Origin of the sequence: Thalassotalea mangrovi (genome assembly GCF_005116735.1) — a bacterium.
GTDB lineage: Bacteria > Pseudomonadota > Gammaproteobacteria > Enterobacterales > Alteromonadaceae > Thalassotalea_A > Thalassotalea_A mangrovi.
Genome location: NZ_SWDB01000011.1, coordinates 40,716 through 56,406, shown reverse-complemented (window position 1 = coordinate 56,406; position 15,691 = coordinate 40,716). Strand labels below are relative to the sequence as shown.

At 45.3% G+C, this 15,691-nt stretch carries 16 protein-coding genes; 13 read left to right on the top strand and 3 right to left on the bottom strand.

Translation table 11 applies throughout. The features are described from left to right. The first annotated feature begins 80 nt into the window (after positions 1-80). Both pyrD and E8M12_RS06340 read left to right on the top strand, forming a co-directional pair. Complete coding sequence (gene pyrD, locus E8M12_RS06345; RefSeq protein WP_136735259.1) at positions 81-1,103, top strand: quinone-dependent dihydroorotate dehydrogenase; 1,023 nt, start codon at positions 81-83, stop codon at positions 1,101-1,103. Between the two features lie 30 nt (positions 1,104-1,133). Next, positions 1,134-1,739: an NUDIX hydrolase gene (locus E8M12_RS06340; RefSeq protein ID WP_136735258.1), complete on the top strand. Its 606-nt coding sequence runs from the start codon at positions 1,134-1,136 to the stop codon at positions 1,737-1,739. 58 nt (positions 1,740-1,797) lie between these two features. Here E8M12_RS06340 and E8M12_RS06335 read toward each other — a convergent pair whose 3' ends face one another. Further along, positions 1,798-2,616 (bottom strand): M1 family metallopeptidase, encoded by an 819-nt coding sequence (locus E8M12_RS06335; RefSeq protein WP_136735257.1) that lies wholly within the window; start codon positions 2,614-2,616, stop codon positions 1,798-1,800. A 356-nt stretch (positions 2,617-2,972) separates the two neighbouring features. Between E8M12_RS06335 and E8M12_RS06330 the strand changes: the two genes are divergently transcribed. Together E8M12_RS06330 and E8M12_RS06325 are read left to right on the top strand one after the other, a co-directional pair. Next, the gene (locus E8M12_RS06330; protein WP_136735256.1) at positions 2,973-3,179 is read left to right on the top strand and encodes a DUF3565 domain-containing protein; all 207 of its coding nucleotides are present in this window, start codon (positions 2,973-2,975) and stop codon (positions 3,177-3,179) included. Positions 3,180-3,409: 230 nt separating this feature from the next. Further along, positions 3,410-3,595, top strand: coding sequence for a DUF3012 domain-containing protein (locus E8M12_RS06325; protein WP_136735255.1), 186 nt, complete (start codon positions 3,410-3,412; stop codon positions 3,593-3,595). Positions 3,596-3,663: 68 nt separating this feature from the next. Here the strand turns inward: E8M12_RS06325 and asnB are convergent, their stop codons facing one another. Next, positions 3,664-5,331, bottom strand: a complete 1,668-nt coding sequence (asnB, locus tag E8M12_RS06320; protein WP_136735254.1) for an asparagine synthase B — start codon at positions 5,329-5,331, stop codon at positions 3,664-3,666. A gap of 264 nt (positions 5,332-5,595) precedes the next feature. Beyond that, the gene (locus E8M12_RS06315; protein ID WP_136735253.1) at positions 5,596-7,224 is read right to left on the bottom strand and encodes a M28 family metallopeptidase; all 1,629 of its coding nucleotides are present in this window, start codon (positions 7,222-7,224) and stop codon (positions 5,596-5,598) included. A 242-nt stretch (positions 7,225-7,466) separates the two neighbouring features. Between E8M12_RS06315 and E8M12_RS06310 the strand changes: the two genes are divergently transcribed. The 9 genes from E8M12_RS06310 (at position 7,467) to E8M12_RS06270 (ending at position 15,666) form a co-directional block, all read left to right on the top strand. After that, the gene (locus E8M12_RS06310) at positions 7,467-8,267 is read left to right on the top strand and encodes an ABC transporter ATP-binding protein (protein WP_136735252.1); all 801 of its coding nucleotides are present in this window, start codon (positions 7,467-7,469) and stop codon (positions 8,265-8,267) included. After that, entirely contained in the window at positions 8,251-9,453 is a 1,203-nt protein-coding gene (locus E8M12_RS06305; RefSeq protein ID WP_136735251.1) for an ABC transporter permease, read from the top strand. The genes E8M12_RS06310 and E8M12_RS06305 overlap by 17 nt, the downstream gene beginning before the upstream one ends. Before the next feature lie 225 nt (positions 9,454-9,678). Then, on the top strand, positions 9,679-10,659 hold the full coding sequence (pheS, locus tag E8M12_RS06300; RefSeq protein WP_136735250.1) for a phenylalanine--tRNA ligase subunit alpha: 981 nt from the start codon (positions 9,679-9,681) through the stop codon (positions 10,657-10,659). A gap of 11 nt (positions 10,660-10,670) precedes the next feature. Then, a complete protein-coding gene (gene pheT, locus E8M12_RS06295; RefSeq protein ID WP_136735249.1) occupies positions 10,671-13,055 on the top strand; it encodes a phenylalanine--tRNA ligase subunit beta in 2,385 nt (794 codons plus the stop codon). A gap of 4 nt (positions 13,056-13,059) precedes the next feature. Then, a complete protein-coding gene (ihfA, locus tag E8M12_RS06290) occupies positions 13,060-13,353 on the top strand; it encodes an integration host factor subunit alpha (RefSeq protein ID WP_136735248.1) in 294 nt (97 codons plus the stop codon). Positions 13,354-13,746: 393 nt separating this feature from the next. Further along, positions 13,747-13,962 (top strand): hypothetical protein, encoded by a 216-nt coding sequence (locus E8M12_RS06285; RefSeq protein ID WP_136735247.1) that lies wholly within the window; start codon positions 13,747-13,749, stop codon positions 13,960-13,962. A 98-nt stretch (positions 13,963-14,060) separates the two neighbouring features. Next, the gene (locus E8M12_RS06280; protein ID WP_169303058.1) at positions 14,061-14,507 is read left to right on the top strand and encodes a biotin/lipoyl-containing protein; all 447 of its coding nucleotides are present in this window, start codon (positions 14,061-14,063) and stop codon (positions 14,505-14,507) included. A 145-nt stretch (positions 14,508-14,652) separates the two neighbouring features. Further along, a complete protein-coding gene (locus tag E8M12_RS06275; protein WP_136735245.1) occupies positions 14,653-15,156 on the top strand; it encodes a DUF2059 domain-containing protein in 504 nt (167 codons plus the stop codon). 237 nt (positions 15,157-15,393) lie between these two features. Next, positions 15,394-15,666, top strand: a complete 273-nt coding sequence (locus E8M12_RS06270) for a hypothetical protein (RefSeq protein WP_136735244.1) — start codon at positions 15,394-15,396, stop codon at positions 15,664-15,666. Positions 15,667-15,691 lie beyond the last annotated feature (25 nt).

Genomic DNA, 15,691 nt, shown 5'->3' with positions numbered 1-15,691 from the left:
GCCCTGGCAAACATCAACAGGGCTTTGAATTTAATGTTAAACTCACCTCCTAATGGTGAGTTTTTTTTGTCTGAGGAATTATGCTTTACTCCATCGCCCGTAAATTTTTATTCAAACTGGATGCAGAGCAGGCACATGATGTCGCTATCAAAATGTTTAAATCATCCGCGGCACCCGCACTGAAAGGCCTTTATGGCTCAAAGGTAGGCAGTAAGCCGGTGAATGTGATGGGCATTGATTTTCCTAATCCTGTCGGGCTGGCTGCTGGTTTGGACAAGAATGGTGAATGTATTCGTGGTTTCTCAGCGTTAGGGTTTGGCTTTGTAGAAGTTGGGACCGTGACCCCAAGACCACAGCCTGGTAACGATAAGCCGCGTATCTTCCGTCTGCCACAAGCTCAGGCGATTATTAACCGCATGGGGTTTAATAACCATGGTGTCGATTATCTGGTCGAACAGGTGCGAAAAGCCCGACAAGCCGGTTTTAATGGTGTGTTAGGGATCAATATCGGTAAGAACAAAGATACTGCTGAAGAGAATGCAAAGGATGATTACATCCACTGCATGCACAAGGTTTATGAATTTGCCGATTACATTACCGTCAATATTTCTTCTCCTAATACCCCGGGCCTACGAGCTCTGCAATATGGCGATGCACTTAATGAGTTGTTAGCGGCGTTGAAAGTAACCCAGTCGCAATTGAGCGAAAAGCATGGCAAGTATATTCCGTTGGCAGTAAAGATTGCACCGGATTTAAGCGCGGAAGAAGTGAAAGGCATTGCCCAATGCCTGGTAAACAACAAGATTGATGCTGTGATCGCAACCAACACGACCTTAAGTCGGGATGGTGTGGAACAATTACCCCATGGCGATGAAATGGGCGGGTTAAGTGGTGTACCGGTGCGGGAAAAAAGCCTTGAAGTGATTAAACTGCTGGCTGAGGAACTGGCGGGTAAGATGCCGATCATTGGCGTCGGTGGCATTAATTCTGCCGCTGCAGCCCGAGAGAAATTAGCCGCCGGAGCATCTCTGGTGCAGGTCTATACCGGATTTATTTATGAAGGTCCTGACCTTATCAAACGCATTGTTGATGGTCTCGACTAAGGGGTGATGCACATGTTCAGGGAGATACGTTTGAAATTATGGGCTTCCCTGAGCTGTGCGGTCTTTTTGGTCGTTGCCATTATCGGCTACGGCCTGCATGGCGGTAACTGCCAAAACCCAGGTTTTATTGGTGCCGGCACCACGGTATACAAAATAGATTCCCAGGGTGAGGTTCATCTGCTGCTAGCCTATGAGCGGGGTCGCGGTTGGACCAGCTTTGGTGGTGGCCCCAAACCATTAACTGAGGCTGATTCGCAATGTGAATCACCACGCCAGACGGCGGTACGTGAAACATTGGAAGAATCGAGACTATTGCTAGATGAGGCGTTATTACACTCTGCTGTAAAGGATGCAAAGTCCTACGCCAATGCTACTGAAAAGGGCGACTACATTACCTTTGTTATCGCCGTTAATGACGATCTGGATTTGAGTGCATATGACCGGGTAAAACTTCCCAATGATCCCGGTTATTATGAAACTTCCGGAGTCGCCTGGGTGCCTTTGAAGCATATTCGCAAGCAGGGGCGTAATGTCGCTACTCCAAATGGTGAACCTCTGTGGAGCGTATTTCATCAACAATTTGAGGCAATGTTAACGGCTAAACCGGAACCGTATTGGTTTGAGAACACGCCTTAGTTAACAATAACTGGCTGCCCGCCACCTTCGTGTATAGAACAAGAGCCAGATGCTGGCATTAATGATAATGACTAGCCAGTATATGTAACTGCCTGGCGGAAATATCAGGAAAGTCGCGACGATATCGATAGGTTGCAAAAAGCTGGCTGAATATCTCAGTATCACTGATCACATCCAGCGTCCTCACTAATTCCTGCCCGGTCATCTGTTCGGTTAAACAGCAATGACTGAAAGTAGCGACCAGTTCGGTCAGGTCTTGCCCCTGTTCAATTAATTGTAAATCAGCTTCCATAAAAAACGCAGCACCACTCCAATACACGCGTTTAAAGGCTTTTGTCTGCCACATATCGGCACTGACATCACTCAGACGACCGGGTTTGTCCCTGGTCGTATGCATGCCCCTGAGCAGTCCTTGTTGTATGCGTTCGACAAACTGACTGCGATCGATGATCCGGCCCTGATACATGGCAAGGTATTGTAGATAGGTAGCAAACCCTTCACTTAACCAGAAACTCGGGTAATCAAGATAAGGAAAATATAGATGCGACAGTTCATGGTACAAGGTCCAGTCATCGATAAATGCGGTAAGCGGCATTCGTGGATTAACATAAAGCAATACCTGTATCGGCGAATTGCGAATAATTTGACCCCATGGAACCGGCTCCATTGCCTCACTTGCACCTTTGACGCGAATATCGATCGCTGGTTGAGGTATTGGTGCGAGCGTCGTTTCAACAGCCTGTAATCCCTGTTGCAGCCAGGATTCAACTTTCTGTTGCTGTTCCTCGTCAAGATTGCTGGTACGAATAGAAATATTGCTGGCAACGCTGTGCCAGGCGACCACCAGCAAAGTTAAAGTCAGGTACCTGAACATCATGAATACCACCTGAGAACGAGCAAACCAACAACATGACTTTTATTGCCGGGAATGCAACTAACGTACAGCTTAGAGTCTAGATGAATAATTTGTGCTCAACGGTTTTACAACCGAACATTGCTAACTAAGCTTATGGGTGATGGCTGCTGAAAATATTGCTCGGTCACAAAGGCGATTATCGAATCCTCTGCTTGCCGATAAAACGGATTGGCGATACGACCGAGTAACAATAACAGTAACAGGTAATACCAATTCCACATAGTGGGAGATTGTCAGAGGCCCAATTACGGCCCTAACTCTGAGCTGTCCATAAACTTAATGGAATTGGTATAAAGAAAAGGTAGTAGAAGTAAACGATGAAACAGGCAATTGTAGGTTTTTTGCTGGATGAAGATGAGCACTGGTTGGCCAAACTTGCTTGTGGGCACCATCAGCACGTGCGCCACAATCCGCCATGGCAAAATCGTTCCTGGGTGATCAGTGATGAAGGACGAAAACGAAAAATAGGTTTTCGAATTAATTGTAAAAAATGCGATATGAACGCACCAAGAGACTGGTCCTGAACCTGATAAAATGCGATAACGTCATCTTTTTATTATGTAAAATCACCAACAAAATTATAATAAACTCGTGTTAAGGATAATATCTGCTAAGGTTGTATGAGGGCTGTAAATTCTCGCTGAGTAGTTCAGATGTCATTGCCGATAGGCCTGGCATGCTGAGAAGCGTAGTTTTGCGCAGCAAGGATCGGTGCCTGGATGGCTTAACGACAATTTAACTTACAGGGTCAATTATGAACAAGATACTTTTAGCATTAATCGCCGGTTTATTCATGGTAGGTTGTCAGCCTAAGGTAGGCTCAGACGAATGGTGTGCGAAAATGAAAGAGAAGCCAAAAGCTGACTGGAGCGCCAATGAAGCCGCCGACTACGCGGAACATTGCGTGTTAGATCAAAAACCAGACGAAGAAGATCAATAGAAAGACTTCTGTGGAGTTAGTTGACGATATACACCAACTAACTCCCGTCATTCCCGCCGCAATACCAGCTACTTGTAGCTCTGATTATGAACGTTTAGTACCGCCCGACCGGACGGATCCGCGTTGTTTTTAAAACTTTCATCCCAGGCTAATGCCGCTTCCGTTGAACAGGCGACCGACTTTCCTCCGGGAATGCACTTGGCCGCAGAATCCAGTGGGAAATGATCGCTAAATATGCTGCGATAGAAGTAGGCTTCTTTGGTTTGCGGGGTATTGTGTTCGAACTTAAAGTGAGCATTTTCCAGTTGTTGATCACTGACTTCGTTTTCTACGTGCTCTTTCAGGCTGTCAATCCACGAGTAACCGACACCATCAGAAAACTGTTCTTTCTGGCGCCACAAGATTTCTGCGGGCAGGTAACCTTCAAAAGCCGCGCGCAGCACATGCTTTTCAATTTTCCCGTCAACGCACATTTTTTCCTGAGGATTAAGGCGCATCGCCGTATCCAGAAAGGTTTTGTCCAAAAATGGCACCCGAGCTTCAACACCCCAGGCAGACATTGCCTTATTGGCTCGCAGACAATCAAACATATGTAACTTGCTTAACTTTCGAACCGTTTCTTCATGAAACTCTTTCGCATTTGGAGCCTTGTGGAAGTATAAATAACCGCCAAATATTTCATCAGCGCCTTCACCGGATAGCACCATTTTAATGCCCATAGCTTTAATCTTACGTGCCATCAGGTACATGGGAGTCGAGGCCCTGATGGTGGTCACATCATAGGTTTCAAGATGATAAATCACTTCCTTGAGGGCATCGATTCCCTCCTGAACCGTGAAGTGCATGGTGTGGTGCACGGTACCAATGGCATCGGCGACTTTTTGCGCCGCCTGCAAATCAGGAGAACCTTCCAGGCCGACGGCAAAGGAGTGGACTTTCGGCCACCAGGCATCGCTCAGGTCATTTTCTTCGACCCGGCGGGAAGCAAACTTTTGCGTGATCGCCGATACCAGGGAGGAGTCCAGGCCGCCTGATAACAATACACCGTAGGGCACATCGGTCATCAGGTGTGATTTGACTGCCTGTTCCAGACCATCACGTAACTGTTCCAGGTCGGTATTATTATTAGCGACGGCATCATAGCACTGCCAATCCCTTTGATAGTAAGGCTTGATTTCACCCTCAGACGAGTCCAGGTAATGACCCGGAGGAAATTCGCTGACCGTCTTACAAACCGGTACCAGGGCTTTCATCTCCGAAGCTACGTAGAAGTTACCATGTTCATCAACGCCGGTATAAAGCGGGATAATACCGATATGATCACGTGCTATCAGATAGCGCTGTTTTTCTTTGTCATACAAAACAAAGGCAAACATGCCCTGTAACTTATCGATGAAGTCACTACCGTGCTCGGCATATAATGGCAGGATCACCTCGCAATCGGATTTTGTCTGAAATTGGTAATTAGGGCTAACATCCTGTTCCAGCTGTGTGTGATTATAAATTTCGCCATTAACCGCTAATACGTGATTTCGATTTGCGTTATACAGAGGCTGGGCGCCATTTTCGGTATCGACAATTGCCAGACGTTCATGAACTAAAATTGCATTGTCATCGGCGTATACACCAGACCAGTCCGGCCCACGATGCCTTAACAGGCGGGATAATTGCAGGGCTTGTTCGCGCAATAATGTTGCATCACCCTGAATATCCAAAACACAGAAAATTGAACACATGCTGGTGTTACTCCTTTTACCATTATCTCGAAATCACGTTATTTTATTCTTTGTTAAGGACAGTACGAAAGGGAAATGACTGTTAAACCAAAGGGGTAATCAACACACTACTGCTTTCTGTTCCAGAATAAAAAAGGCAGCCTTTGATGTAGGCTGCCTTTGAATGTCTAATATTTATACGTAAAAATCAATAGCTGTTGGCTATAAATTAGAATAAATATTCAACTTTTTATTAACAATTGATTTACCAGCTAAGAGTGCAGGTTACTTACGTTGAAACTCACTGGTTTTCGACCATTTTGGCCAGTCTTTGGAATTGGCCACATTGAACATCGCATCGAATGTTAGCTGTAAGTCTTCAATCGCACCACGTAAATCCCAGCTCGAATCATACTCGTCACACAGTTGGTGATAACAACGGCGCATTTCCGGCAACACTTTTTCACGATATTCGGCTACCTCATCATTGATTGGCACGGTACCGCCACCAGCGAACACTGCTGGCACACCTTGTTTGGCGAAATTAAAATGATCGGAACGATAATAACTGCCTGCGGCAGGGTTAGTTTCTTTAACCAGCTTGCGATTTTGTTTTGCTGCGGCTGTTGCCAGATAGTCTTCGACTTCCGACTTACCCATACCTCGCACGATCATATCTTTGGTCTGGCCAAGAATATTAAGACTGTCGAGGTTAAATACCGCAACGGTTTTATCGAGTGGGTAGGCTGGGTTTTGTGCATAATAGCGTGAACCAAGCAGGCCTTGTTCTTCGGCGGTGGTAGCGATAACGGTAATCGACCGCTTCGGTGCTTTATCGAGTGAACCGAAGGCCTTGGCGATTTCAATCATACCACCGATACCTGTTGCATTGTCGTGAGCGCCATTATAGGTCTGATCACCTTCCAGGGATTCATCGGTGCCGATATGGTCCCAGTGACCCGTCAACAGAATTTGCTCATCCGGGGTTTCACTGCCAGGTAGGGTGGCAATGAAGTTATTTGACGTGGAGCGCTTCAGCGAGCTTTTCACTGTCGCACTGGCTGTTAGCCCTAACGGTTTGGCAATTGGCCCTTGCAGGGCTTTTTTCTTGTACTCGTCAAAGTTAAGACCTGCCTGTGCAAACAATTTAACCGCGGTGTCTCGGGTTAGCCAACCTTCAAGACCGACTCGACCCATGTTTTTATCTTCCCGGTACAAGCCATATTGTGGGCCAGTCCAGCCATTAGTAACAACAGACCAGGGATAAGAAGCCGGTGCCGTTTCATGAATGATAATGGCCGCCGCCGCGCCCTGGCGACTCGCTTCCTCATATTTATAGGTCCAACGACCGTAATAGGTCATGGCACTGCCGGTAAACAAATGCGGATTTTGCGTTTCAAATCCCGGGTCGTTGACTAACATCACCACGGTCTTGCCGGTTACGTCTAAGTCTTTGTAATCATTCCACTGGTACTCTGGCGCATTGATACCATAACCAACAAATACGATGTCCGAGTCAACAATCGATTCTTTGGCGCTGACTCGCGATGTGCCAAGCACCATATCGTCAACATAGTTAAAGGTCAGGGTTTGCCCTTTACCTTTAACCGTCAGTTCCATATCAGCATCGGCAGTGATTTCGGTGAGCTCGACCGGCTGTAAAAAACTGCCATTAAAGCCACCCTGGAAACCCGCTTTTTTAAAGTGTTCCGTCAGATAGTCCATGGTCTTTTGTTCACCAGGACTGGTCGGCAAGCGACCACCAAATTCCTCAGAAGCGAGGATTTTAACGTGCTGATGTAAAGCCTTGTCAGAGATATCCTGATATGCCTGTTCGAAGGATTTTGCTACGGCATTACCCGTTACGGTAACACTCATTACCGCTCCCAGGAGGGGCAAATAATTCAATTTCATAATCTGTTTACTTCCTTATTTAATGCAAGGTTACGTTATCTAATTGAGTGATGGATGAAAAGGAAAAGTCGTTAAATTACCTCTCGGTATCGATAAATGACAATTGCGAAATAGGGTAGGATTTACATTGCAAACTTGGTAAACAAGTTTAAACTTTCAGAATAACAGTGGCTTAATAAGCTGGCAGCATAAAATGGCGTGGACCGCATTCAACGGATAGCGTCGGTAAATAAAGGATTATTATGATTTCTGTGGAAAATCTCACCAAGACCTTTTCCCTGACTACCCGCAGTAATGTTCATCGAACCCAGAAACTAGACTCCAGACAGCAGGACGGTGTATTTAATGCACTGACAGGTGTGAGTTTTCATTGTCAGCGGGGCGAAGTACTAGGGCTATTAGGCCCAAATGGTGCCGGTAAAACAACAACGTTGAGGATACTGTCTTCGGCGTTAAAGCCGGATAGCGGCCAGGTGCGCATTAATGATATTGATGTGATCAAATCTCCGATGGCGGCAAAACAGAAAATTGGCTTTCTCTCGGGAAAAACTGGCCTGTATGGCCGCTTAACTGCCCGGGAAAATATTGAGTTTTTTGCCCGGTTACATGGGGTTAGTGATGATTATTTGGGCAATGAAGCGTTACAAATATACGAAAACCTGGCGATAAGTGAATTTCTCGACCGCAGGGTAGAGCATTTGTCCACCGGGATGCAGCAAAAGGTGTCGATTGCCAGGGCGGTGATCCATAAACCGGATGTGCTGGTACTTGATGAACCAACCACCGGCCTGGATATTATGGCCACAGAAACCATCCTCGAGTTTATCCAGTTGATGAAAGAGCAGGGGACCGCCGTCATTTTTTCAACTCATCACCTTGATGAAGTAGGTATGCTGGCGGATCGAGTCACCGTTATTAATAATGGTGTGAGTGCCTTCTCAGACTCCATGGAAGCCTTTCGACAGTTAAGCCCTGATCGTAATTTGCGACGTTCTTTTATGCACGTATTGAGCCAGGAGGTAACCCATGTGGCAAGTGTTTAATAAGGAACTCGTAGAGCTGCTCAGAGACACTAAAACCTTGTTTTTTATCATAGCCTTGCCCATGGTCGTGTTTCCCGTTTTATTCGGCTTAATCGGCTTTCTGGGCTCCAGCGCTGCATTAAAAGAACACCAGAAAATGGTTAGGTATGTGCTGGTGAATCCCGAGGCATCCGCCCGCTTTGCCTCGACCATGTTTTATCACAGCGACTTTGAGAAAGTTGAGCTGGAACTGGGTTCCGAAGATGAGTACATTAACGCCATTAAAACCGATAAAGCGGATCTGGTTATTGTTCTTAATCCAAATTTTGAACAACAGCTGCAATCGGGCGAGACCAGTCAGTGGCAAGTGTTTTACAACGGCGCCAATGTGTTGTCCGGTATTGGCATGAAAGTTCGGGACGCGGTCGATGAATTTGTCACGCATATTCAGGATGAAATTCTTGCCGAAAAAGGCTTTAGTGCCAGCGAATTACTCGCGTTTAAAGCCCCCGTAGAAGTTGAGCAAATTGATACGGCCGATGAACGGGAGAGTTTTGGTGAAACACTGGGGGGATTTATTCCTTATATTTTAATTCCCCTGTGTTTGACTGGTGCCATGTATCCGGCAATTGATTTGGGCGCCGGGGAGAAGGAGCGAGGTACCATCGAAACCCTGCTACTGACCCCAGTGTCACGTTTTGCCATTGTTATCGGCAAGTTTTTAACCATTACGGTAACGGCGATGATGACGGCGTTGATCACGATTTTTTCGATGGTGTTCTGGTCATTTATCATCGGAAGCCTGTTCGATGTTTCTCAGGTTTCCAGCATTCTCGCCTCGGTCAGCTGGTTTGACTATGTGTTGATGGTGCTGTTGTTGGTACCCGTATCGGCAATCTTTTCGGCAATTCTACTGGCCATCTCGATTTACGCCAGTTCGTTCAAAGAAGCACAAAACTACATGGGGCCATTAACCATCCTGGTCATATTTCCGATCATCGCCCCGATGTTACCAGGCATTAAGTTAAATCTTACCTGGTCGCTGATACCCATTTCTAATGTCGCCCTGGCGATAAAAGAGTTATTAAAGGGCACCATCGATTACAGTTACCTGTTGCCGATATTTGTCTCTACGGGTTTGTTTGCCCTGGCGTCAATCGTGTTTTGTGTGTATTGGTTTAGTCGCGAATCGGTGTTATTTCGGTAATGCGAATTGGGCAACTGCCTGGCTCATTTTAACAGGCATTTACAAAGAATTTTCCTGCATCTGCCGGAATCCAACCTCCGGCAGTAAAAAATTTCCTAAAATGGCAACTTTTCACTATGTTAGCGGCTGTTTTCGTGTAAAATTATCGGTTTTGAAAATCCCGTATACAGACACTGAGTATTGCGGTAATCCATATTCATTCGCGATGTATCGCCCGAGGAATATATGAATTTAGAAGAGATTATCTCGCAAGCCGAACAAGCGGTTGCGAGCGCTACAGACGTTGTTGGTCTGGACCAGGTCCGGGTCGAGTTTCTGGGCAAAAAAGGTAAGTTAACCGAACAGTTAAAATCACTTGGTAAGTTAAGTGCCGAAGAGCGCCCCAAAGCCGGGCAACTTATCAATCAGGCCAAGCAACAGGTTCAGGCCCTGATTCATCAGCGCGGTGATTTACTGCGCGCCGAGCAGATTAAACAAAAACTGGCGGCCGAGGCCATTGATGTAACATTACCTGGCCGTACGACAGAAGCAGGTGGTTTACACCCGGTAAGCCGCACCATCGCTCGCATTGAAACATTTTTCTCAGAATTAGGGTTTGCGGTTAAAGCCGGTCCGGAAGTGGAAGATGACTTTCATAACTTTGATGCCTTAAACATTCCCGCGCATCATCCGGCACGCGCCGATCACGATACTTTCTACTTTAATCCCAAGCTGGTACTGCGTACCCAAACATCGGGCGTGCAGATTCGCACCATGGAAGTGGAAAAGCCACCGTTGAGAATCATTTCTCCGGGTCGTGTATATCGTAACGATTACGACCAGACGCATACGCCGATGTTCCACCAGGTGGAAGGCCTGATGGTGGATAAGGATGTAAGTTTTACTCACCTGAAAGGTATTTTGCACGATTTCCTGCATAACTTTTTTGAAGAAGATTTAGAAATTCGTTTCCGTCCTTCTTACTTCCCATTTACCGAACCTTCAGCAGAAGTTGATGTGAAAGGTAAAAATGGTAAGTGGTTAGAGGTTCTTGGCTGCGGTATGGTGCATCCGAATGTACTTCGCAGTGTTGGCATCGACCCGGAAGAATACAGCGGTTTTGCCTTCGGTATGGGTGTAGAGCGTTTAACCATGTTGCGTTATGGCGTTAATGACCTGCGCGCATTTTTTGAAAATGATCTTCGTTTCTTGAAGCAGTTTAAGTAGGAAAGCCGACAATGAAATTTAGTGAATCCTGGTTAAGAGAATGGGTGAACCCGGCAAATTCTTCTGATGAACTGACGCATCAAATTACTATGGCCGGTCTTGAAGTTGACGGCGTTGACGCGGTTGCTGGCGAGTTTACCAATGTCGTTGTAGGTGAGGTGATCGAATGTTCTCAGCATCCTGATGCCGATAAATTACAGGTTACCAAGGTAAATGTTGGTGACGAAGTGGTTGATATCGTCTGTGGCGCCAAAAACTGTCGCCTGGGCTTAAAGGTTGCCGTTGCTAAAGTCGGTGCGGTGTTACCGGGTAACTTTAAAATCAAAAAAGCCAAACTGCGTGGCCAGCCATCGCACGGTATGTTGTGTTCTGAGTCTGAACTTGGCATGGCAGAAAGCGCTGACGGTATTATCGAGCTTCCAGCCGATGCACCGGTAGGTGTTGATATTCGTGAATACTTAACGCTTGATGATGTCACCATTGATGTCGATTTAACCTCAAACCGTGGTGACTGTTTAGGCATTCGTGGCCTTGCCCGTGAAGTGGGTGTTTTAAATAACCTGGAAGTCAACGAGGTTAACTGTGACGCTGTTGCTCCTGCAATTGACGATGCATTGCCGATTGAAATCAGTGCTGGCGAAGCCTGTTCTCGTTACTTAGGTCGAGTGATTAAAGGCATCAATGTCAATGCAACTACGCCATTATGGATGGTTGAAAAGCTTCGCCGTTGTGGTGTGCGTGCCATCGATCCTGTGGTTGATGTGACTAACTACGTGTTACTGGAACTGGGGCATCCAATGCACGCTTTCGATTTGGCGAAAATCGATGGCGGTATCAATGTACGTTTTGCTAAGGCCGAGGAGCCACTGACCTTGCTTGATGGTCAGCAAGTTAAGCTGAATGAAAAGACCCTGGTGATTGCCGATCATCATAAACCATTAGCCATGGCGGGTATTTTCGGTGGTGAAGATTCTGGAGTTTCAACTGAGACCCAGGATATTCTGCTGGAAAGTGCGTTCTTTGCACCATTAGCGATCCTTGGTAAAGCCCGTCAGTACGGTTTGCACACGGATGCATCACACCGTTACGAGCGTGGCGTCGATCCAGAGTTGCAGTTTGCGGCGATGGAACGTGCTACGGCATTATTACTTGAAATTGTCGGTGGTCAGGCAGGTCCTGTTGTTGAAGCCAAGTCTGAACAGCACTTACCTAAGCCGGCCAAAGTCACATTACGTCGTGCTAAGCTGGACAGCCGTATTGGTATCCATATCGAAACCGATAAAGTTACTGAAATCCTGACTCGTCTTGGCTTCACCGTTGATTACGCAAACGAGCAATGGGCGGTAGAAGTGCCGGCTTATCGTTTTGATATCAGCATCGAAGAAGACCTGACCGAGGAGATTGCGCGCGTATACGGGTATAACAATATTCCTAATGTCGCGCCTGAAGCCAAATTGACCATGAGGCAGCATCAGGAAGCGGCGTTGAATATCGCCCAGTTTAAGGATGTGCTGGTTAATCGCGGTTACCAAGAAGCGATTACTTATAGTTTTGTCGATCCAAAAATTCAGGACCAGTTGTTCCCGGGGCATGAAGTGTTAACGCTTCCGCATCCGATTTCCTCAGAAATGTCGGTAATGCGAGTAAGCTTGTGGCCGGGATTACTGCAGTCTGTGGTTTACAACCAGAATCGTCAGCAAAACAGAGTTCGACTGTTTGAGACTGGCTTGCGATTTATTCCGGATGCGGACGCAGAAAATGGGGTTCGTCAGGAAGCCATGCTCGCTGGCGTAATCACCGGTCTGCGCAGTGGTGAACATTGGCAGCTTGAAAAAGCAGCGGTTGATTTCTTTGATGCCAAAGGTGACGTGGAAGCGCTGTTGGCATTAACTGCAGATCGTCATGCGTACGAGTTTAAAGCGGCTGAGCACAGTGCACTGCATCCGGGCCAGACAGCTGCGATTTATCGTGGTGATACGTTAGTCGGTTACGTCGGTACTGTTCACCCGGAACTGGAACGTAAACTGGGCTTAAACGGCCGTACCCTCGTGTTTGAACTGTGCCAGAGCGAAATTTTATCTCTGACAATTCCAGTAGCGGAAGAAATTTCTAAATTCCCGGCTAACCGCCGTGATATTGCCGTAATTGTAAAAGATGAGGTTAGTGCAAATTCTGTGTTACAACTCATTGAAAAGGTTGGCACAAATCACCTAGTTGGCCTAGAATTGTTTGATGTATATCAGGGCAAAGGAATCGAGCCTGGCTATAAGAGTCTGGCTATCGCATTAACCTTGCAAGACAAGGAACGTACTCTGGAAGAGAAAGACATCAATAATGTTGTGCAAATCGTTGTGCAGGCCCTGACCACTGAACTTGATGCATCATTGAGAGACTAAGAGTATGGCGCTAACTAAAGCAGAAGTATCTGAACACCTGTACGAACAACTCGGACTGAGTAAACGCGACGCGAAGATGATGGTTGAGGAATTCTTTGAAGAAATCCGCGCCTGTCTGGAAAGTGGTGAGCAAGTTAAACTATCCGGTTTTGGTAATTTTGATTTGCGAGTCAAAAATGAGCGCCCTGGTCGAAATCCAAAAACAGGTGAAGACATTCCGATTTCCGCACGCAAAGTAGTCACGTTCCGACCGGGACAGAAACTAAAAGCACGTGTAGAAGAAGCGAATAAAGATTAATTTTTGCTTATAGCATTTGAAAAGGCGCCTTTTGGCGCCTTTTTATGTCGCCCAATTAAATAAAAACTTCCCATCGAATTTGATCTTAATTCCCTGAAACGGTTATCGTTTGTCTGTCTAACGGTTTACCATTGGCCGTCGGGTTAGATTTTTTTAAATTTACGGATAGACCTATCCAAATAAGGATGTTGTTGACGAAGAAATTAAAGCCATTGTTGATTGCGGTAGGGTTATCAATAGCATATCCGGTATTGGCATTTTTGCTGTTGCCATTGTTAAATGATTTATTTTTGCAATTCTAACCAAAGCTGAGGAAACAGAAGGCCTCGCCTACTTACTGATCTTAGGGATACCCCATAATCTAAGCTTTTTTGTTTCGGCAGGGGTTGCAGTATGGCTAATCAATATATTTTTTCTCGCTTTAAGGCCATGATTTTCCTGGTGATTACTCTGCCGCTAGTGCTAAGCATGTTTCCTTTTGAAGTATCCTCTGCGGTAAATCAATACCAATCGATAGTCCATATTAAAGATGCATTAGTATTTTTACTCATGCCTACGTTGATATATCTGGTGAGCAAAATGTTTTCTGGCAATAAGCGTAAGGCGTAACTTGAAATGGCTAGTGTTTTTATCAAGGGGTCAGAACTCCTGAAATGGGCGTGATTGAGACGTCTGCATCATAATAACCATAGAGCTCAAGGATGATCATGAACTCAGAAATTCTTATTCCAAAACTCCCCAGCACTTGCTTAGACGCCAGAATTTCCCAGATTTATATTAATGAAGGGCAAGAAGTGAGCTCAGGTGATGTTTTATTCGACGTTGAAACGGATAAAGTTGTATTAGAAGTGCCTACTTGTGAAGACGGTATCATTGAAAAGTGTAATATCTCATTAGGTGAGCATGTTACATCTGAGCAAATAGCTATGTTACTAAGAAAGCGCAGACCAACAGATTCTCCTGTTGCAGCTAAAGAGTTGCCCGAAGTTGAATATATCCAAGAAAAACAGGATATAGATACTATTGATCGCGTTGTGTTAGAGGAGGTGGTTGGTAATTCATTGTTTAACAAGCGAGGCTTAATCTGTGGCGTTTTTGGCTTAGTATTGGGATTAGTTTTAGGCGCTTTAGGTACCGCTATCCTGATAGCTTGAGTTGAGTTATTGAGCACATATTGAGTTGTCAGCGATAGGAAATCTGGATAATCTTTAAATTTCAATAAGTTGCCATAGGCTGTAATGAGCGAACTACGGTCGCTCATTTTCAATATAAGCAAGTCAATTATATAAAAGGGAGAATATGAAACAACGAGTTATATTTTTGTTGTTGGCCGTTTTGTTATCTAAAACATCACTTGCTGAGGCTCATAGCGAAAGATTAATTGATTTGCTGGACATTGAATCTACCTGGAATGAGTACCTGTCTTTGGTCACAGTGAATAACAAGCCACTTCAATCTCATTCAGAGAAACTGGATTATCCAGATGAATTAGATTATCTAGAAGTTAAACATTATGAAAACTTAGAAGCTATTAATAAAAAATATCTCAATTGGGAAGACATCAGAACTTATTTAGCTATCAGTTACGAGCAATTATATTCACCTGACGAATTAGAAGCTCTGATTGTTTTCTTCGAAAGCCCTGTAGGGCGAAAATGGTTGTCTAGTAAAAATCAAAATCACGACCTAATTAAAGAAGAGATTAATGAAAGGTTTTCAGAATACTCTGATGCAGTTAGAAAAGAATCATCACGATATAAAACTGAGCTCGAAAAGTTTGCAGATGAAACAATCAATGAATAATAATCAAATGAAATGAGTTGAATCGCTACTATTTCCTTAGGCTTCTTATTTGTTAAATATGCGCTTTAAGACCGATATATTAGCAATTGCTAACAGACCGTTCCTGGCACGTTTGCGTCGGTCGGTTTTATCCGGTAATTTGGATATGCAGCTAGGGGCTGTAATGAGCGAGCAACAGTCGTTGGACCTTCGCCTGTTCAAGATATCTTGGACTAAAAAACAACATAGAGGTGCAAATTGAAATTTAATGATAACTATGGCGTTTATGTTTGCCCTCATGTTTTTAATCAAGAATCTCCGGTGTTTGTTTGCGTTCGCGATCCAGATGGCGATTGGCAATTCTTTTGTCATGATGAAGAGTGCCCTGAAAATTCTGAGCCGCATCTCATTGGAGTAGGTCATTTAACAGAAGCTGACCCTTCAATTAATGAATTAACGACCTTAGCGCCAAATACATTTGCCGAGCGTCAATCCCCTGAAGAGCCTTGGTTGTTTGGTGAGATTGAGTAATGCTCTGCATCTAATTGGTATTGCC